Annotated in this window: 21 protein-coding genes; 11 read left to right on the top strand and 10 right to left on the bottom strand. The window is 51.7% G+C overall.

Annotated elements, in window-relative coordinates; genetic code table 11:
- Positions 1–6 precede the first annotated feature (6 nt).
- Both L383_RS05040 and L383_RS25335 read right to left on the bottom strand, forming a co-directional pair.
- On the bottom strand, positions 7–1572 hold the full coding sequence (locus tag L383_RS05040) for an SIR2 family protein (protein ID WP_023331709.1): 1566 nt from the start codon (positions 1570–1572) through the stop codon (positions 7–9).
- 40 nt (positions 1573–1612) lie between these two features.
- Entirely contained in the window at positions 1613–1804 is a 192-nt protein-coding gene (locus L383_RS25335; RefSeq protein WP_023331708.1) for a toxin-antitoxin system HicB family antitoxin, read from the bottom strand.
- Positions 1805–1940: 136 nt separating this feature from the next.
- On the opposite strand from L383_RS25335, the gene L383_RS05045 reads away from it, so the two are divergent.
- From L383_RS05045 to L383_RS05065, 4 genes are all read left to right on the top strand, one after another.
- The gene (locus L383_RS05045; RefSeq protein WP_023331707.1) at positions 1941–2282 is read left to right on the top strand and encodes a SymE family type I addiction module toxin; all 342 of its coding nucleotides are present in this window, start codon (positions 1941–1943) and stop codon (positions 2280–2282) included.
- A 499-nt stretch (positions 2283–2781) separates the two neighbouring features.
- Positions 2782–3477 (top strand): hypothetical protein, encoded by a 696-nt coding sequence (locus L383_RS05050; RefSeq protein ID WP_023331706.1) that lies wholly within the window; start codon positions 2782–2784, stop codon positions 3475–3477.
- Between the two features lie 211 nt (positions 3478–3688).
- Positions 3689–4168, top strand: coding sequence for an Hcp family type VI secretion system effector (locus L383_RS05060; RefSeq protein ID WP_014881960.1), 480 nt, complete (start codon positions 3689–3691; stop codon positions 4166–4168).
- A 9-nt stretch (positions 4169–4177) separates the two neighbouring features.
- Positions 4178–4762 carry a hypothetical protein gene (locus tag L383_RS05065; protein WP_023331705.1) on the top strand — a complete coding sequence of 195 codons (585 nt, stop codon included), beginning with the start codon at positions 4178–4180 and terminating at the stop codon, positions 4760–4762.
- Between the two features lie 39 nt (positions 4763–4801).
- Here the strand turns inward: L383_RS05065 and L383_RS05070 are convergent, their stop codons facing one another.
- The 3 genes from L383_RS05070 to L383_RS05080 form a co-directional block, all read right to left on the bottom strand.
- Positions 4802–5239 (bottom strand): acetyltransferase, encoded by a 438-nt coding sequence (locus L383_RS05070; RefSeq protein WP_032629789.1) that lies wholly within the window; start codon positions 5237–5239, stop codon positions 4802–4804.
- A gap of 101 nt (positions 5240–5340) precedes the next feature.
- Positions 5341–6339, bottom strand: a complete 999-nt coding sequence (locus tag L383_RS05075; RefSeq protein ID WP_023331703.1) for a class I SAM-dependent methyltransferase — start codon at positions 6337–6339, stop codon at positions 5341–5343.
- Positions 6340–6417: 78 nt separating this feature from the next.
- On the bottom strand, positions 6418–6942 hold the full coding sequence (locus tag L383_RS05080; RefSeq protein WP_014881956.1) for a lipocalin family protein: 525 nt from the start codon (positions 6940–6942) through the stop codon (positions 6418–6420).
- 117 nt (positions 6943–7059) lie between these two features.
- On the opposite strand from L383_RS05080, the gene L383_RS05085 reads away from it, so the two are divergent.
- The 4 genes from L383_RS05085 (at position 7060) to L383_RS05100 (ending at position 10592) form a co-directional block, all read left to right on the top strand.
- Positions 7060–7785 carry a MerR family transcriptional regulator gene (locus L383_RS05085; protein WP_014881955.1) on the top strand — a complete coding sequence of 242 codons (726 nt, stop codon included), beginning with the start codon at positions 7060–7062 and terminating at the stop codon, positions 7783–7785.
- 99 nt (positions 7786–7884) lie between these two features.
- Positions 7885–8295 carry a hydroxyisourate hydrolase gene (gene uraH / locus L383_RS05090; RefSeq protein ID WP_014881954.1) on the top strand — a complete coding sequence of 137 codons (411 nt, stop codon included), beginning with the start codon at positions 7885–7887 and terminating at the stop codon, positions 8293–8295.
- Positions 8296–8397: 102 nt separating this feature from the next.
- Positions 8398–9357: a YbgA family protein gene (locus tag L383_RS05095; protein ID WP_014881953.1), complete on the top strand. Its 960-nt coding sequence runs from the start codon at positions 8398–8400 to the stop codon at positions 9355–9357.
- Between the two features lie 146 nt (positions 9358–9503).
- Complete coding sequence (locus L383_RS05100) at positions 9504–10592, top strand: AAA family ATPase (protein WP_014881952.1); 1089 nt, start codon at positions 9504–9506, stop codon at positions 10590–10592.
- A 43-nt stretch (positions 10593–10635) separates the two neighbouring features.
- On the opposite strand, the gene L383_RS05105 is transcribed toward L383_RS05100, so the two are convergent.
- The 4 genes from L383_RS05105 to L383_RS05120 form a co-directional block, all read right to left on the bottom strand.
- Positions 10636–11589, bottom strand: a complete 954-nt coding sequence (locus L383_RS05105; protein WP_014881951.1) for a GlxA family transcriptional regulator — start codon at positions 11587–11589, stop codon at positions 10636–10638.
- Between the two features lie 26 nt (positions 11590–11615).
- Entirely contained in the window at positions 11616–12395 is a 780-nt protein-coding gene (locus L383_RS05110; RefSeq protein WP_023331702.1) for an MBL fold metallo-hydrolase, read from the bottom strand.
- 120 nt (positions 12396–12515) lie between these two features.
- The gene (nlpA, locus tag L383_RS05115) at positions 12516–13316 is read right to left on the bottom strand and encodes a lipoprotein NlpA (protein WP_023331701.1); all 801 of its coding nucleotides are present in this window, start codon (positions 13314–13316) and stop codon (positions 12516–12518) included.
- A 147-nt stretch (positions 13317–13463) separates the two neighbouring features.
- A complete protein-coding gene (locus tag L383_RS05120) occupies positions 13464–13883 on the bottom strand; it encodes a GNAT family N-acetyltransferase (RefSeq protein WP_023331700.1) in 420 nt (139 codons plus the stop codon).
- Positions 13884–14022: 139 nt separating this feature from the next.
- Between L383_RS05120 and L383_RS05125 the strand changes: the two genes are divergently transcribed.
- On the top strand, positions 14023–14319 hold the full coding sequence (locus L383_RS05125) for a YicS family protein (RefSeq protein WP_014881947.1): 297 nt from the start codon (positions 14023–14025) through the stop codon (positions 14317–14319).
- Between the two features lie 61 nt (positions 14320–14380).
- Here L383_RS05125 and L383_RS05130 read toward each other — a convergent pair whose 3' ends face one another.
- Positions 14381–15331 carry a LacI family DNA-binding transcriptional regulator gene (locus tag L383_RS05130; RefSeq protein ID WP_014881946.1) on the bottom strand — a complete coding sequence of 317 codons (951 nt, stop codon included), beginning with the start codon at positions 15329–15331 and terminating at the stop codon, positions 14381–14383.
- Positions 15332–15624: 293 nt separating this feature from the next.
- Here L383_RS05130 and L383_RS05135 point away from each other — a divergent pair, with 293 nt between their 5' ends.
- Both L383_RS05135 and L383_RS05140 read left to right on the top strand, forming a co-directional pair.
- Positions 15625–15939 (top strand): PTS sugar transporter subunit IIB, encoded by a 315-nt coding sequence (locus tag L383_RS05135; protein ID WP_014830072.1) that lies wholly within the window; start codon positions 15625–15627, stop codon positions 15937–15939.
- An 11-nt stretch (positions 15940–15950) separates the two neighbouring features.
- On the top strand, positions 15951–17276 hold the full coding sequence (locus tag L383_RS05140; protein ID WP_023331699.1) for a PTS sugar transporter subunit IIC: 1326 nt from the start codon (positions 15951–15953) through the stop codon (positions 17274–17276).
- Positions 17277–17281 lie beyond the last annotated feature (5 nt).

The following is a 17281-nucleotide window of genomic DNA, read 5'->3' as shown; positions in this document are numbered from 1 at the left end:
GCTCATCTACCAACCATGAGTAAGCCTATCGTATAAGCATGCTAACTTCCTAAAGTAACTTGAATAGCTTGAGTTTTCGTTATTAAGCTTTTCTTGATGCTGAATGAGGAATTCCTTCGCTACATCCAGCTCTAATTTATCCCAAAGGAAAGGAAGATAAATCGCGGCCGACTCCGGTGTCGAATGGTTAATAATATAAGAGGTATCTTTATCTTTAAATTTCTTCACAAAAGCCCTCAAATAATTTGAGGACTGATAACTAATAGCTGTCCGATTCACCCATTTATCTAAAGGTAAACCAGAATCTAAATACTCTTTCTGGTTTTTGATACCAATAGTGGAAAGATATTTAAACACTACAATATTTGGACTATATCTACCTGCAGATGGAATTACGCTGCCAATAATCGCATTCGGATCATATTTTTTATTATCATGCAGTAAGTCATCAAATAAGTCTATGCTGCTAATTTGAGTATAACCGCAACTTCCAACTTCAATTTCTTTTCTCTTTGCTTCGGCAACCCCCACACCGACAATAAATTCAACATCAGCATGTTTTTCGACTTCATCTATATCCACAACACAAATCTTTTTTTCAGGCTCATTCGATTGAACTAAATTGTAAAGTTGCTCCTTACAATATCTAAGAATTCGCGCTGGAATTTTTCTTTTATTTTCATCAATAGATTCAAATATTGGAATAAAATCATCTGTCCTTATTAGTGTTATTGGAATTTGAACTCCGTCAATTGATGTGTAAGTGTTTGATATTGAACAATCGGTTAAACCCTCATCTCTTTCAACAAAAATTAGATTATGCTGCAATTGTTCTACATTTTGAGGGCCAATACATGTTGATATGGCGCTAAGTAAGGACGTAATATTTTTATCCGACAGTGAATAACCAATAAAAACCACAGGATGCTCAACAAAAATAGTTATTAACTTCGCTGCAAGATACGGATTTTTCAAATTAAACTCATGATAATCAGTATCGGTCATAATTAGTGATTTTGGCTTATGGGCACTTCCATGTATTTTATAAATTTCAGCTATTGATTGAGGATTTGAAAATAACAACTCATTTTGGCCTGTATAAACCTTGTAATCTGGAAATAGCTGCTCCAGGAAACAGTCCCAGTTTGTTGTAATTATCCCATCAACATTTAAATTTGAAAGCAATTTTATTTCATTGTAGTACTTGCTTTCTGTAAGAGAAACATCGAGAGCATTTGTTAAATATTCACAAATTTCAAAACGCAGTGCGGATGTTTTATCAACTACCTTCTTATGATACTTTTCCCTACTACTTGCAAAACGAGCGTCCTGCCACCATTCTTGATTAAAGTCTTCTGCAATAAGTCTTGCGGCAGTTGGATAAGTAGAATCACCAGTAGCTAAATAATATTCGAACGGTTTACCAAAAATACAATATTTTTCTAGAAGGGATTTCCAATCACATAATCCTAGGTATCTTCTAGAAAAACCTGAACCTATAAATAAAAATGGACCTGCATTACGTGACTTGAATATTGCTGTTAATTGTGTCTTAAGCTCTAGATTATTCATTTCATAATCCAAATAAATTATTAGGTTATCAAATTAGGCATTATTTTACAGGGATTATGCCTTTGCGTTTCAGTTCATCACGACCTAAAGTTTTTAACCAATTCCCCAAACTCATCCCCTCCTCCTTTGCAGCAGCCTCAAACTGGGCCTTCAACTCTGGCGTAATGCGAATCTGAAAAGTCGGTGCTTTTCCGGATTTAGATTTGTTAGGGTCTCGTTTAGCTGTTGACATGTACGTACCTACAGGAGCAAGATATCTTCATTGAGGTACGTACCTTAACATACGAAAACCTCAAATTGAAACGCCCTCGCCAGGTACTCGCAATACCGGACGAGAGCTAACCTCACCAACTATCAAGGAGTTGATTATGGCTGATTCGCATTCTACCCCAGACACCGACCAATCCGGAACCGAGCGTTCGTTAATTGTGGGATACCGCCCGAATGTTTTCGACAAATCCACGCCCAATATCATTCTGTCTGGCAAGTGGCTGCGTGCCGCAGGCTTTGATACCGGACAGCAGGTCACGGTCAAGGTGATGAAAGGTTGCATCGTTCTGGTGGCGTATAGCGAGCAGGAGCAGCGGTTGCAGGACGATTATAAACGGACCAAAGCAAAGCTCGTTGAGATAGAGAATGCACTCGCAGCGATTCAAATCCAGCATCCTGGAAAGCACCTCGCAAAATCAAATACAAACCACCTGGCTTAGCGGCGGTTTCTGGCATACAACCTGCCTGGTGCTTTAGACGATGTGGATGTGAACACGACATGCACAGGAAGACGCAACCCAGTCTCCGTGTTGGAACCATCAATTAGCATCTTATAAATAGATTTTCTGATGGCGAAATTGATCAGCATTCAACTATCCGGAAATTCCGGATAGTTGGCCAGGAAAGGAGACATCAGATTTACAGTGAGAGATCGCTACAATCTCCAAGCAACACTCGTAGTTACGCTCCGCTCGCGGCACCCAATTTCGCCTTTATCGGCCATACGGCTATTAAACTAATCTATAACGGATCTAACGCCCTCATTCTCACGCTCATACAATATCTAAATTAATAGCCAATAATCATTCATAGTAAATATAATGCAAAGGTTAAAATCCCTGTATTTTTTATTGAAGATAAACTATTGCGATATGCATCACAGCAGAACGCCAATATTAATAGAAACTTGTGCCTATGTTTATTGTTATAGGGTGCGATATGTATTATAGCGACTCATTAATAACATCAATAGATGCACATAAAATATTGGCTTTAAAGTTAGAGCACGCCTTAACAGGCGTAAAAGATGAAGTCTTAAAGCAAGCGCAACTGATAGATGATGGGGCAACGCGATTAAGCTATCAGCTTTCGTGCTTTACTGAAAACTATCAGGATGTATGTTTACGATTACGCAAAGAAGACTCAAGATTTTTGATAGGTATTGTTCAGTTGATAAAACACAGGGACGTTATCTATAAGATGCTCTACATTTATATTAAAAGCTTATTAACTAACAAGAGTGAAAAAAGGATACATAATATACAAAAAAATCTTATGCGTTTAGGTGTATCAATTTCATCATCGATGCTATCCAGTCAGGCTTTTATATACTCTGCAACTATTGCAATTTGTAGTAGTGTTCATACCAACATTTGGATGAAAGAAAAGATCACTTCGTTTTCTACTTATGCCGTTCTTGGTTTAAAAGCCTATGGTATCGTTGAGCAGGCATCCAGAAGCGCCAGCTATCTAAAAAACTATAATGCTTATTATTACAATCTACTTTACCAGGAAGAACTTGAAATGATGTTTTTCTTGATTGAACCCATAATAATGAGATCCCCTGTGCTTAACCAAGCTTATGCTTCAGACAACGACATTGCATATGCGATTTCAAGGATGATAAAGGGATGATTAAAGCTATTAAAGACTGGTTAAAAGGTCAATTCATATTCTTCCTAAGAGGCGCAACCCCCCTTCTATTCGTCATAATATTTGCATTATTTGCCGTAACCTGGCTACCCGAAAAAATCGCAATGAATGCAATATGGTCATTTGTAGTTATTGTAGGACTCTGCATTCTTCTACGTAAAAAAAGATAATTACTATTTAACAGGAGTAAATTATGTCAAATCCCGCTCATCTGTGGTTGTTTGATGAAAATGGTTCGCCCGTAGTTGGTCCATCATTACTGCCAACGAGATTAGGATCTTTTGAAATCCGTTCAGTTAACCATCAAGTATGGATACCTGAAAACTCGAATACAGGTCGTTTGACAGGTACAAGAGTTCATTCCCCGTTAAACTTGCATAAGGAATTTGATGCTGCAACACCTGTCTTGTATCGTGCTATGTGTGAAGGGAGAACGTTCCAAAAAGCAGTTTTGAAAATGTATCGAATCCTGGACCAGGGTGTTGAAAGTGAGTATTTCAATATGATAATGGAGAATGTCAAGATCACCTCTATATCCCCTCTGTTGCACCCCACCGGATTGACAAGTACGCATCTTGAAGAGATCCAACTCCGTTACGAGAAGATTACCTGGAAATATTGCGATGGAAACATTCTCTATACTGACGAATGGAATAACCGGGCAACATATTAGGGTATCGAAATGAAAGTACTGTTGATTTCTGCTGCGCTTTTATTCTTGGTTCAATATGCATCGGCAACCCAGATGTCCGGTTTCGCGGCCATGTATTATCAGGATGACAGAACAACGCCGGAAGAATCCACAAATGCGCCCCTCTTTCCCGCCATTATCCACGGCAAAAAAACCATTCGAATGGAAGTATCTCGACTGTCAGATATCACAAGTACACTCATTGAAAAAGACAGTTCTGCACACTGGGTCTGCCTTCATGACGACGATGGCACGAATTACTGGTTTATTTCTGATAACGAAATGGGAGCAGGACTGCTCACAGCGCTGGCCATATCCAAAGATGGCAGCCATAAAGAATGTGCGAAAACAACAGAACATGTCAGCGTCTCAGTCGCTAATATTCCATTGTTGAATGCGACTCATGGAAATTTAGTTAAATGGTTCGGCAAGAGTGAGATTGCCAAACAAAAAGCGGTACTTTTTTATCATGAGACGCCAGTAAAGAATGGATTCATCCAGAGTAATACGGTCTCTTATTACTTTGATGGCGAAAAAATACGGGGCGTCATTATCGGGCAAATTACCAGTAACTAGCTTGCAAACTCCCTCTACCAAAAGGAGAGGGAGTTAAGCCTACCCGCCCAACCGCATATGCAGCAACGGAAACGCATTTCCCTGTCCGTCAAGTTCCGAGCGCCCGAGCTGCTCAAATCCCATATGCCGATAAAAGGCGACTCCCTGCGGATTCTGCTCATTCACGTCCACTTCGTTCGCGCCGAACTCTGCGATGGCGTGTTTAAGCAGCAGTTTCCCGACACCCTTCCCGCGACTCGCATCATCCACAAACAACATTTCAATGCGGTTTTCATCCACCCCTAAAAAGCCGTGAATAACGCCTGCGTCATCGCGGGCTATCACGACCTTGAGGTTGGGGAGATACGCGTTGAGCAATAGCGGACGCAGCGCCGCAATATCGCTTTCCTGTAAAAAGTGATGGGTGGCGCGGACGGAGGATTCCCAGATCGCGACCAGGCGTTCGAAGTGGGAGGGTTGTGCGGTTTCGATTTTCATGGGGGGGATCATGATTGGAAAACCGAACAATTTCAAGCCACTCCTTGCGGTCAGTCCCCCTCACCCTAACCCTCTCCCTCAGGGAGAGGGAATAAACAGTGCTACACCCTCACTTCCATCACCGCATACACCCCGTCCTTCGGCACGACCACGGTGACGTTTTCCACCGGTACGCCCGCCGCCAGGTGAATATCCTGCAGCTGCTGTAGCGTCCTCGGGTGGATATCCTCCCAGCCGATACCGCGCAGCACAAAGTCAATCTGCGGGCTGCTGGTCAGCATGTTTGAGACAATCACCGCCCCGCCGGGCTTGACCAGCCGCAGCGCGCGCTGGAGAAGAATCACCGCGTCGGCGTCGTTGAAGTATTCAAAAATCCCCAGCGCGTCGACTAGTTCGGCCTGATGCTCGCCCAGCTCCAGCAGCAGGTCCTCGTTACGCACCAGCGTGTGCACCAGGTTGCGCCTGAGCAGGGTCAGCTGTTCGCCCACCACAATGCCTTCCTGCGCCGCCATGGTTTCGGCCCAGCTAAGCGCCACGGGGTCTTTATCCACCAGCGTGAGATAGACCTGCTGACCATCGAACTTTGCTTCGCGCAGCGCCTCCAGCACCGGAATGGCGGCGCCGCTTGCCAGGCTGACCCAGTTGTTCTCGCTCTCATTGTGAATGTACTTCTCCACCAGCGCGGCAAGCACCCGGGCGCGGGCGCGCACGCCGATGGCATCGTTCGCGTGGATAAACCACTGGCGACTGTCGCTGTCCATCTTTGTGCCGTCCGGCAGGCGATCCTCAAGCGGGTTTTGCACCACAAACAGCGCCAGCGCGGAAGGCACCAGCCGGGTTCGCCATGCGGTAAGCGCCGGACGGTTGCGGAAAGCCTGCTCGGAATAGCGGTTCTGCGGGACGAGCACGGCCTGCCCCCCTTCCTGATATTCGACCTGCGGAGGGCGAAGCGCTGGCTCGGCTTTCAGCGCCCGATCGAGCGCAGCGATTTCACGGGCAGCATCGTCTTTCATCGGCCACTGGTCGCTGACGTCGGGAAAGGACGCACTGAAAATCGTCATGTTTTTCGGTGCGTCACCACGAAAAGGCTGCCAGATCATAACGTCTTCCCTCCGTTGGGGTTTTAACGGAAGTCTATCCAGGCGAGTCCGTAATACCCTACGAAGAAAGCACGATCTTTACTGCTTCACCCACACCAGTTGGTCAACCCGGAAGCCCAGACTGCGCGCGGTGTTCAGGTAATCCTGCTTCACCGCATCCGGGATGGTCGGCGTGCGTGACAAAATCCACAGATAATCGCGGTTCGGGCCGCTGACCAGCGCGTACTGGTACTTGTCGTCCAGTTTGATTACGTTATACCCGCCGTAGAACGGACCGAAGAACGACACCTTCAGCGCGGCGGTGGTCGGCTCGCCGGTGAAGTACGCTTTCCCCTCACTTTCATTCCACTTGTTTTTCACCGGATCGTAACCCCGGTTCAGCACGCTGATACCGCCGTCGCTACGCTTGCCGTAGGTGGCGGTCACCTGCTCCAGACCGCGTTCAAAGCGGTTTTCAAGGCGCGCGACTTCGTACCATTTGCCGAGATAGCGGCTGGCTTCAAAATGAGTAATAGGCTGCACGCCTTTCGGCGGCGTAGGGGATTTACAGGCAACCAGGGTCAGCGCAATGGCAACACCGGTCACAACAGGCCATAGCTTCATGAGAATTCCTTTCATTTGCACGGTTGGATGTTAAGTGTAGTGCACCGTTTCGGCGCTTCATCCCGTTCGGGAAAATTCGTAGTATATTGAGAGTATTCCTCCACTCTGGACACGGACATGGCTTACTCCATCGGCGAATTCGCCAGACTCAGCGGCATTACCGCCACTACCCTCCGGGCGTGGCAGCGTCGCTACGGTTTACTCAAGCCACAGCGCACGGAAGGCGGTCACCGCCAGTACAGCGATGAGGACGTCCAGCAGGCGCTGAAAATCCTCGACTGGGTCAAAAAAGGCGTCCCAATCGGCCAGGTCAAACCGCTGCTGGAACGCCCGACGCTGGGGCGGACCAACAACTGGCAAACCCTGCAGCAGAACATGCTGCAGCGCCTGCAGGACGGCAAAGTCGAGTCCCTGCGCCAGATGATTTACGACGCCGGACGCGAGTACCCAAGACCAGAGCTGGTCGCGAACGTGCTGCGTCCGCTGCGCAGCCAGGTCTCGGCTAACGTTGCCGCCGCCATGACCCTGCGCGCGATCCTCGACGGCATCATCATCGCCTACACCTCGTTTTGTCTCGAAGGTGATAAGAAAGCGCCGGGCGACAATATTCTGCTCAGCGGCTGGCATCTCAACGACCCGTGCGAGATCTGGCTCGAGGCCTTAACGCGCACCGGTCAGGGTCACCGGATCGACATCCTGCCGGTTCCCCCTGCCACGCTGGCTCCGGAGATTTTCCCGGAGCGAAAATGGCTTCTGGTCACCAGCGGCAAACTTACCGCCGGACGGAAAAAGCAGCTGGAGCAGTGGCAGCAGCAGGTATCGCTTGAAGTGATTATCCTCTGATCATTTTCTGCTGTGGGAATCTTCACGAAAAGTTGAATATTTTCCCGCGCCGCAGATGCTAACGTTTTCCTGTGACCAATAACTCCACAGGAAAACACCATGAAAAAAACAACCCCTCTGCTGTTCCTGGCCGCCATGGCCTTTGCCCCTGCCGCCTTTAGCGCCCCTGCCGGCACGCTGAGCGTCCACATTCTCGACCAGCAAACCGGGATGCCGCCATCAGACGTGACCGTTACGCTGGAGAAGCAGCAGCAGGACAAATGGACCCCGGTTGCCAGCGGCAAAACCGACCACGACGGACGTATTAAATCGCTCTATCCGCAGGACCAGGACATGCAGCCTGGCGTGTATAAAGTGACCTTTAAAACCGCAGAGTACTTCCACGGTAAAAAGCTGGACACCTTCTTCCCGGAGATCCCGGTGCTGTTTACCGTGACCCGCACCAACGAAAAGCTGCACATCCCGCTTTTGCTGAGTCAGTACGGTTACTCGACCTACAAGGGCAGTTAAGACGCATTGATTCTAAAGGAATAAAAAAAATAGTTCCGCGAATACTTGGACAAATTAGTCATGTTGTGTAAGTTTTAATGATATGAACGGGAGGACCACACCATGACAACGAAACCTGTGCTCGGTATTAGCGGATGTTTGACCGGCTCCGCCGTACGCTTTGACGGCGGACACAAGCGTATGGGCTTCGTTATGGATGAGCTGGCCCAGTGGGTGAATTTCCGCCCCGTCTGCCCGGAAATGGCGATCGGGCTGCCGACGCCTCGCCCGGCCATACGCCTGACGCTGACGGACAGCGGCGAGACGCAGCTCCGTTTCAGCAAGCCGCCTCATGATGACCTCACGCAGAAAATGGCCAACTTTACGGCGGACTATCTGCCAAAAATCGGCGATCTTTCGGGATTTATCGTCTGTGCAAAATCCCCAAGCTGTGGCCTGGAACGCGTGCGGCTGTACGATGAAAACGGCAACCGGGGCCGCAAGGAGGGCGTCGGGCTGTTCACCGCCGCCCTTCTTGAAACCTACCCGTGGCTGCCCGTCGAGGAAGATGGTCGGCTGCACGACCCTGTGCTGCGGGAAAACTTTATTGAGCGGGTATTTGCCCTGCACGAGCTAAACACGCTGCGCGCTAAAGGTCTGACGCGACGTGGGCTGCTGGATTTCCACAGCCGCTATAAGTTGCAGCTGCTGGCGCACCATCAGGCGGGCTACCGTGAAATCGGCCCGTTTGTCGCCTCGCTGCACGAGTGGGAAGACCTGGACGCCTTCTTTGTGGCGTACCGGGAAAAGCTGATGACCATCCTGAAAAAACCCGCCTCGCGGAAGAATCACACCAACGTACTGATGCATATCCAGGGGTATTTCCGCAACCAGCTAAACACCCGCCAGCGCGGTGAGCTGCGCGACGTGATCCTGCACTATCGCAACGGGCAGTTGCCTATCCTCGCCCCGATCACGCTGCTGAAGCACTACCTGGCCGAATATCCTGACCGGTATCTGATGACGCAAAACTACTTTGATCCCTATCCTGATGATTTGGGTCTGCGTCTGGCAGTCAAGTGATCACAAAAATGCGAAGGCCCCATTGACCCGTAGAGGCCCAAAGCAGTACCCCGTTTAGACGACATCCTCACTGTCGTCTCTTTTTTGCATTTAACCTCAAAGACTGTGATTATATACAGGCTTATTCTGCAAAAAGGGGCCTGCCCGTGATCAACACCCTGCACATTCAAAACTACCGCTCCATCCGCGAGATGTCGCTTGAGCTGGAGCAGCTCAACATCGTCTTCGGCCCGAACGGCACCGGGAAATCCAATATTTACAAGGCGATACACCTGATGCACAGCGCCGCCCAGGGGCAGTTCTCCCAGGCGCTGGCGAACGAGGGCGGCATTCTGAAGGTGTTCTGGGCAGGCAAAACCCGCAGCGACCAGCTTCGGCGGATGAACCTGGCGGTGGAAACAGAGACCTACGAATACGAGCTGCAGGTCGGGTTTGTGGAGAGGCTGCCTTACCCTTCGCAGTTTCAGCTCGATCCGGTGATCAAAGAGGAGTCCATCTGGCTGAGCGGCCAGCATCGACGCCCGTCGTCACAGCTGATGAAGCGTAAGAATCAGGCGGTGTTTCTGAATAACGTGCATCACGAGAAAGTGACCCACAGCGGCACGCTGTATGAGAACGAATCGGTGTTCGGGCAGCTCGGCGAACCGCATCTTTACCCGGAAGTGTCGCAGATGCGCGAGTCCCTGCGTAACTGGCGCTTTTATCATGAGTTTTCCGTCTCATCCGGCTCGGCGATGCGTGCCCCGCAGGTCGGGTTCCGTTCCCCGGTGCTGGCCAGCGACGGTGCCAACCTGGCAGCGGCGTTTCAGACCATCGTGGAGATTGGCGACGAACTGCTCCTGATGCGCATCCTCGACCAGGCCTTCCCCGGCTGCGTGTTTTACAGCGACAACACCGGCGGACGTTTTCGCATGATGATGCAGCGCGAGGGGCTGAGCAGGCCGCTGGAACCGGCGGAGTTCTCCGACGGCACCCTGCGCTTTCTGTGCCTGGCGGTGGCGCTGTTAAGCCCGCGCCCACCGGCGTTTATCGCGTTGAACGAACCGGAAAACAGCCTGCATCCGCAGATGCTGCCCGCGCTGGCGAGCTTAATCGCCGAGGCCAGCCGCTACTCGCAGATTTGGCTCACCAGCCACTCGCCGGAGCTGGCGAAGTTGATTGAGAAACAGCGATCGTTTTCGCTGTACCAGCTGTCGATGGCGGAGGGGGAGACGAAGGTGGAGAGGCTGGGGTAGCTCAATCTCTTCATACCCAACTTACCGGGGTGGAACTTCCACGCTAGCTATGCAGACGAAACGTCTTTCGCCACTCCGCAGGACTTACCCCAAAACGCGCCTTAAACTGCTGTCGCCAGGTGACGGCAGAATTAAATCCCACCAGCTCGGCCACGCGTTCAATCGGCATATTTCCGGCTTCAAGCAGGATCTGGCTACGCCGCAGGCGTTCGGCGGTAAGCCAGTCGGCGACGCTCATTCCCGTGGCTTTAATAAAGTGACGGGTCAGCGTGCGGCGGCTCATCGAAACCACCTCCGCCAGCGAGTCCAGGCTATGCGGTTCGGTGATGTGCTGCTGTAGATAGTCGATCAGGCAATTGATACGTGCATCGCGGGTGTCATTCGGAACAGGCTGAGCAATAAACTGCGCCTGACCTCCCTCGCGGTGCGGCGGCACAATCATCCGCCGGGCAATCTGGTTGGCGACTACGCTGCCAAAGCGCTGACGAATGATATACAGGCAGCAGTCCAGCGCAGCCGCGGTTCCGGCAGAGGTGATGATATTGCCGTCATCCACGTAGAGGGCGTTGATATCAAGCTGGACGTGCGGAAAGAGCGACTGGAACTGATTTTCGAACTCCCAGTGGGTGGCAGCGCGCTTGCCGTCGAGAATGCCCGCATAGCCCAGCACAAACGACCCCAGACACAGCCCGACGATTTCCGCGCCGTTGTCTCTCGCCTGCACCAGGCTGTCGAGCAGCGTCTGAGGCGGGCGTTCGAGGACGTGCTGCCAGTAGGGAACAACGACTATATCGGCCCGACCAATGGCGGTGTAGTCCTGCGTGGCGTTGAGGGCGAACCCGTCTTTTGAGGTGAGGAACCCCGGCGTTTCGGCGCAGATCGTCACGTTAAAGCGCTTTTCGCCGGAGACGGAATCGCCAAACAGAATGCAGGGAACGGAGTAGTGGAACGGGCTGAACCCGTCTACCGCGACAATCGCGACGTTGATTAGCGACATTTGTCTCTCCTTTCCCTTTAACGCACTCAGAATATAACGGTTTCGCCATCCTGGGGAATGGTCACTACGTGACTCACCTGATTGGCTTCAACGTACTCACGCAGCGCGCTGCGGGTCAGCAGGCAGTGGTTGATGGCTTCCATATGGCTCGCCACTATTTTGGCCTGTGGGAGCAGGAAATGAACGTTGAGCACATCCTCCTGCCCCATAATAATGGGGCCAAAACCAATGACGTGTGCATAGCCTGCGTTCAGTACCACCACGTCCGGCTGGTGCTTTTGCAGATCGGCCGCCACCGCGTCACGCCAGACGGTATCCCCGGCAAGATAAAGCGTCTTCTCATCAGGATGACGCAGCACCACGCCACAGGCCTCGCCCAGACGCTCCGCCAGCTCCGGCACGGCGTAAGCCCGGTCGGTACCGTGTTGGCCGCCGTGGGTTTTAGCAATCTGAATCCCGTCGAAGGTGGTCGCGTCAGTCATGACCGTCAGGTTGATAAACCCCTGGCTGCGCAGCAGCGCGGCATCACGATCGTTTTGCACGTAGATCGGCTTGTCTTTGGCGATCAGCTCTGCCGCGGCGCGATCCCAGTGATCGTCATGGGTATGGGTGACGATCACCGCGTCGGCGTTCAGCAGCGTGTTGACGTCAACAGGGAGTTCGACCGTCGGGTTACGGCGTTCGGCATGTGCCGTGCCGGGAAAGCCCGGATAAGCATCTTTCGGGGCCAGCATCGGGTCGATTAAAAGACGTTTCCCAGCGTAGGTAATCAGCAGGGTGGCGTTGCGAATTTGGGTAATGTTCATGGGCTATCCTCCGGTTGGTGTGATAAGGAGGATAGCCTGACGTCGCAGGTCACGCTGTGGGTTAAAGGGCGATTACCGATGGAATCGGGCCAATTTAAACTCCGCGTTTTCAGGCAGAATTTACCAGCCCGGTACCGCTCCGCCGTTAAAGATCGTCTCAGCCGCTTTCGCCACTTCCGGTGACTGATACGACTGGATAAATTCCTTCACGTTCTCCGCGTCTTTGTTGTCTTCGCGCGCCACCACGATGTTCACGTACGGCGAATTTTTATCTTCTATAAAGACGCTGTCATGCACCGGCGACAGCCCGGTTTGCTGAAGATAGGTGGTGCTGATGATGGCGACATCCACTTTGGGATCGTCCAGCACGCGCGGCAGCTGCGCCCCTTCCAGCTCCATGATGTTCAGATGTTTAGGGTTAGCGGTAATATCCAGCGCCGTCGGCAGCAGGCCGGTGTCTGGCTTCAGGGTAATGAGCTTCTCTTTTTGCAGCATCAACAGCGCGCGGCCAAGGTTGGTTGGGTCGTTTGGAATGGCAATGGTCGCACCGTTCTTCAGGTCCGAAACGGATTTGATTTTGCGTGAATAACCGGCCATCGGGAACACGAAGGTATTCGCCACGGCAACCAGCTTGTAGCCATGCGCCTTGTTATCTTCTGCAAGGAACGGACGGTGCTGAAAGACATTGGCATCCAGCTCCCCCTGGTTGGTAGCATCGTTAGGCAATAGCGAGCCGCTGAAGCCGACCAGCTCCACGTCCAGACCATATTTCTCTTTCGCCACCTTTTTGGCGACTTCCGCCACGTCCTGCTCGGCGCCGTTGATGACGCCTACTTTAATGTGTCTGGCATCGCTGCCATTTTGATCGCACCCTGCCAGCAGCAGGCCAGCGAGGACCAGCGCACCCAATCGACGTTTCACGAGACAGTTCCTTTTGCTGAATGTTTCAATGACTATATCGACAACGAGGCGGGGAAATAAAAAACGAAAAAGAATCAATAAGAAGGATAAGTTATATGCGGGTATCGCCGGGTGGCTCTGCGCTTCCCCGGCCCGCAGAATCAGAATTTAAAGCGCTTTCGTCAGGTAATGACGCTGCATACCCGGGTATGGGTAATCCTGCAAAGACATCTGCAGCTGGTAGCCCTGTTTTTCATAGAACGGGCGCGCCTGGAAGCTAACGGTATCCACCAGCGCGTGCTTGCAGCCTTTACGCCTGGCTTCATTTTCCGCCGTGTTGATAAGCTGGCCGCCCACACCGCTGCCCCGCACGGTATCGCTCACCCAGAGATAGTCGATATTCAGCCAGTCGCCTTTACGTACGCCAATTAAGCCGCCCAGCATGACGCCCTTTTCGTCTCGAACGTAAACGCCTATGTCACCGCTAAAGTTCGTCAAATCGAGGAACCGTCCGTTATAGGCTCTCAGACCCACAAGTAGCTCTTCTTTTTCCTGCGGCGTGACGGCGTCAGTAATGCTCAAGTGCATATTTTCTCTCCTTGTTTCTGTGCCGTCTCACTATCGCACACCGGTAGCGTGGAGAAAATTCATACTTTCGACTGGCGTCGCTACACTGAATGTAACGATATATTTCATGGGAAGCATGTGACTTCTAAAGGGGGTTTTGATGAAAGCTGCGCACCTGGTCTGCCTGCTGGTTTGTCTGCTCTTCGCCGCGTTTGTCCATGCTCAGGAAAAGGATGACCCCGCGAAAGAGGCGCAAATAAAGCAGCAGGTCCTTAAAGATATTAAGAAAACCTGTACGCCACAGAGAAAGCAGAGCGATAAAGCCTGGCAGGAGATGATTTTGTCGTCCGAGGCCAATCAGTTGCTGATCAAAAATGCCGTTACCGCCGTCAAGCGCGACAATCTGGATGCTTACTGGGCGGCGATTGGTCAGGTGGACTGTATGGAAGATTATTGAGGGCTGGAAACGTGCTTCTCGCCGGGTGGCGGCTGCGCCTTACCCGGCCTACACAACATTTTTAACGCTTACGCACATCCGGAATAATTAAATCCCCGCGCAGCACATACGAACCCAGCATCTGCGTTTTCTCCGTCAGCCAGCTCACGATACGCGCCGCCATGGCATCCATGGAATATTCAATGGCCGGGATCACCGGAATACCCGGCAGGTGCAGGGATCCAGCAAGGCTGAAGACCATAATGTCTTCCGGCACGGATTTATTAAACGCCTGCAGCTGTGGGATCACTCGCTGGGCTTCTTGCTCGTCCGCCACCAGTAATGCGTTGAAATTCAGCGTGCTGGCGTTGTTAAGCAGCTCCTGTAGCGCAACGGACGAGGAGGTCGCGTCCATAAAGACGAGGTTGCGATTAAAGGGCAGAAAATTTTTCTCCAGCGCATGTTTGTAGCCGAGCAGCACCTGATCGGCAAAACCGCTGCCGTGCGGGTGGATCAGGGCAATCTGGCGACGACCCTGGCTGGTCAGGTAGTTACAGGCGGTTTCAGCGGCAAAGGCGTGATCGAACTGGATGCTATTGGAATTATCGGACTCCATACAGTCCACGAGGATGACGTTGTCCATATCCACGTCCAGCGGGAAACGCGCGCCGATGACGAGGATGTCATCACACAAACCGCAGGAGAGCTCTTCGAGCGCATTCATTACTTCGGCTTTGCTATGCGCGAAGCGCAGCAGCAGGTGTTTTTGATGCTGGCTGAGATGTTTTTCCAGCGCGTATAAATAACCGGTGGTCTGGTTAATATTTTCCTGTGCGCAAATGACGCCGATACATCCCGTCGACTGGCTCAGCAGCGACTGGGCAATCACATTAGGCCGGTAGTTAAGCTCATCCACTGCCTTCAGAACGGCCTGACGGCTGGCTTCCTTTACGCCACGCGACCCACTCAACACTCGCGATACCGTGGCTTTAGATACCCCGGCAAGACGTGATACATCATTGATTGTCGACATCTCTTTCCCCTGACAGGCTTACCTCGCGCCTGCAAATTCCATGACCGCTTCGGCTCATATTATAGCCAGAACGGAGTATATCCGTTTCCGTTTTCCATGGAAACCGATTTTCCGTTTCCACTCAAAATGATGTCAAAACAGCCAAATTATGTGACATGCATCCGGTTAATTAGCCTCATAAGTAAGGGATCTTGATGGTTGTCACACTTCTGTCTTTTATGAATGGAAACCGGTTTCCGTATAATGTCCAATCATTCCCGCAATAACTTTTTACATTTAGAGGATGGTTGTCGATGTTCAAGATTATGCTGTGCTGCTCTGCCGGGATGTCCACCAGCCTGTTGGTCAGCAAAATGGTCGATGTCGCGAAAGAACGTGGTTTGCCGGTGAAAATAGATGCGTACGGTGTTTCCGAATTTGATACGCAGTTTCCGCAATACCAGGTGGTGCTTCTCGGACCACAAGTGAAATACATGTTACAGACACTCTCAGACAAGGCGGCTACGAAAGGCATTCCGGTCCAGCCCATCGACATGATGGACTACGGCATGCAGCGTGGCGATAAAGTACTGGACTATGCTCTGTCGCTCATCGAAGCGGCACACTAAAAGGTGTTCACATGAGTTCGTTATATCAATCCATGGTCGCGGTGATTGAGCAGTCAATTACCCCGCTGGCCGCCAAACTTGGTCAGCAAAAGTATGTGATTGCTATCCGCGACGGCTTTACCGCCGCGCTGCCGTTCATGATCATCGGCTCGTTTATGCTGGTGTTCATCTTCCCGCCGTTTTCGGCGGATACTACCAATAGCTTTGCGCGCGGCTGGCTGGATTTCTCCCAGACTTACCGCGAACAGCTGATGCTGCCGTTTAACCTCAGCATGGGCGTGATGACCTTCTTCATCTCGGTGGGGATTGGGGCGAGCCTGGGGCGCCAGTTTAACCTCGACCCGGTGATGTCCGGCCTGCTGGCATTTATGGCCTTCCTGCTGGTCGCCGCGCCGTATGCCGACGGTAAAATCTCGACCCAGTATCTCTCCGGCCAGGGCATTTTTACCGCGCTGATCACCGCCATCTACGCCACCCGCGTTTATGCGTGGCTGAAGCAGAACAACGTCACCATCCGCCTGCCGAAAGAAGTACCGACCGGCGTGGCGCGTTCGTTTGAGATCCTGATCCCGGTGATGGTGGTGATCGGTACCCTGCACCCGTTGAATCTGTTCATCGAAGCGCAAACCGGGATGATTATCCCGCAGGCGATCATGCACCTGCTGGAGCCGCTGGTCTCTGCCTCCGACTCCCTGCCCGCTATTCTGCTCTCCGTGCTGCTGTGCCAGATCTTCTGGTTCGCCGGTATCCACGGCTCGCTGATTGTCACCGGCATCATGAACCCGTTCTGGATGGCGAACCTCTCGGCAAACCAGGCGGCACTGGCGGCCGGCGCGGCGCTGCCGCACGTATACCTGCAGGGCTTCTGGGATCACTACCTGCTGATTGGCGGCGTAGGCTCCACGTTACCCCTGGCGTTCCTGCTGCTGCGCAGCCGCGTTACCCATCTGCGTACCATCGGCAAAATGGGCGTGGTGCCCAGCTTCTTTAACATCAACGAACCGATTCTGTTTGGCGCGCCGATCATCATGAACCCGATGCTGTTCATTCCGTTCGTGTGCGTTCCGCTGATCAACGCCTGTCTGGCGTATGCGGCAACCAAACTCGGCTGGCTGGCGCAGGTCGTCTCGTTAACCCCGTGGACCACCCCGGCACCGATTGGCGCCTCGTGGGCGGCGAACTGGGCGCTGAGCCCGGTGGTGATGTGCCTTGTGTGTATGGTGATGTCCGCGCTGATGTATCTGCCTTTCCTGCGTGCCTATGAGCGTACGCTGATGAAAAACGAAGAGCAGAAAGCGCAGGCAACCGTCGGTGCTGCCGAAACCGCAAGCAATTAAGTCAA

The sequence above is a fragment of the Enterobacter sp. MGH 37 genome (assembly GCF_000534515.1).
Lineage (GTDB): Bacteria > Pseudomonadota > Gammaproteobacteria > Enterobacterales > Enterobacteriaceae > Enterobacter > Enterobacter kobei.
Note: the sequence above shows the minus strand (reverse complement) of the source record. Positions and strands in the feature narration are given on the sequence as shown.

Excerpts from the sequence above, each read along its gene's own strand:
- L383_RS05120 (WP_023331700.1), bottom strand. The coding sequence starts at position 13,883 with ATGCACTTGAGCATTACTGACGCCGTCACGCCGCAGGAAAAAGAAGAG.
- L383_RS05140 (WP_023331699.1), top strand. The coding sequence starts at position 15,951 with ATGAGTTCGTTATATCAATCCATGGTCGCGGTGATTGAGCAGTCAATT.
- L383_RS05075 (WP_023331703.1), bottom strand. The coding sequence starts at position 6,339 with ATGATCTGGCAGCCTTTTCGTGGTGACGCACCGAAAAACATGACGATT.
- L383_RS05125 (WP_014881947.1), top strand. The coding sequence starts at position 14,023 with ATGAAAGCTGCGCACCTGGTCTGCCTGCTGGTTTGTCTGCTCTTCGCC.
- L383_RS25335 (WP_023331708.1), bottom strand. The coding sequence starts at position 1,804 with ATGTCAACAGCTAAACGAGACCCTAACAAATCTAAATCCGGAAAAGCA.
- L383_RS05045 (WP_023331707.1), top strand. The coding sequence starts at position 1,941 with ATGGCTGATTCGCATTCTACCCCAGACACCGACCAATCCGGAACCGAG.
- L383_RS05085 (WP_014881955.1), top strand. The coding sequence starts at position 7,060 with ATGGCTTACTCCATCGGCGAATTCGCCAGACTCAGCGGCATTACCGCC.
- L383_RS05065 (WP_023331705.1), top strand. The coding sequence starts at position 4,178 with ATGAAAGTACTGTTGATTTCTGCTGCGCTTTTATTCTTGGTTCAATAT.
- L383_RS05080 (WP_014881956.1), bottom strand. The coding sequence starts at position 6,942 with ATGAAGCTATGGCCTGTTGTGACCGGTGTTGCCATTGCGCTGACCCTG.
- L383_RS05040 (WP_023331709.1), bottom strand. The coding sequence starts at position 1,572 with ATGAATAATCTAGAGCTTAAGACACAATTAACAGCAATATTCAAGTCA.
- L383_RS05130 (WP_014881946.1), bottom strand. The coding sequence starts at position 15,331 with ATGTCGACAATCAATGATGTATCACGTCTTGCCGGGGTATCTAAAGCC.
- L383_RS05105 (WP_014881951.1), bottom strand. The coding sequence starts at position 11,589 with ATGTCGCTAATCAACGTCGCGATTGTCGCGGTAGACGGGTTCAGCCCG.
- L383_RS05050 (WP_023331706.1), top strand. The coding sequence starts at position 2,782 with ATGTATTATAGCGACTCATTAATAACATCAATAGATGCACATAAAATA.
- L383_RS05135 (WP_014830072.1), top strand. The coding sequence starts at position 15,625 with ATGTTCAAGATTATGCTGTGCTGCTCTGCCGGGATGTCCACCAGCCTG.
- uraH (WP_014881954.1), top strand. The coding sequence starts at position 7,885 with ATGAAAAAAACAACCCCTCTGCTGTTCCTGGCCGCCATGGCCTTTGCC.
- L383_RS05095 (WP_014881953.1), top strand. The coding sequence starts at position 8,398 with ATGACAACGAAACCTGTGCTCGGTATTAGCGGATGTTTGACCGGCTCC.
- L383_RS05060 (WP_014881960.1), top strand. The coding sequence starts at position 3,689 with ATGTCAAATCCCGCTCATCTGTGGTTGTTTGATGAAAATGGTTCGCCC.
- L383_RS05070 (WP_032629789.1), bottom strand. The coding sequence starts at position 5,239 with ATGAAAATCGAAACCGCACAACCCTCCCACTTCGAACGCCTGGTCGCG.
- L383_RS05110 (WP_023331702.1), bottom strand. The coding sequence starts at position 12,395 with ATGAACATTACCCAAATTCGCAACGCCACCCTGCTGATTACCTACGCT.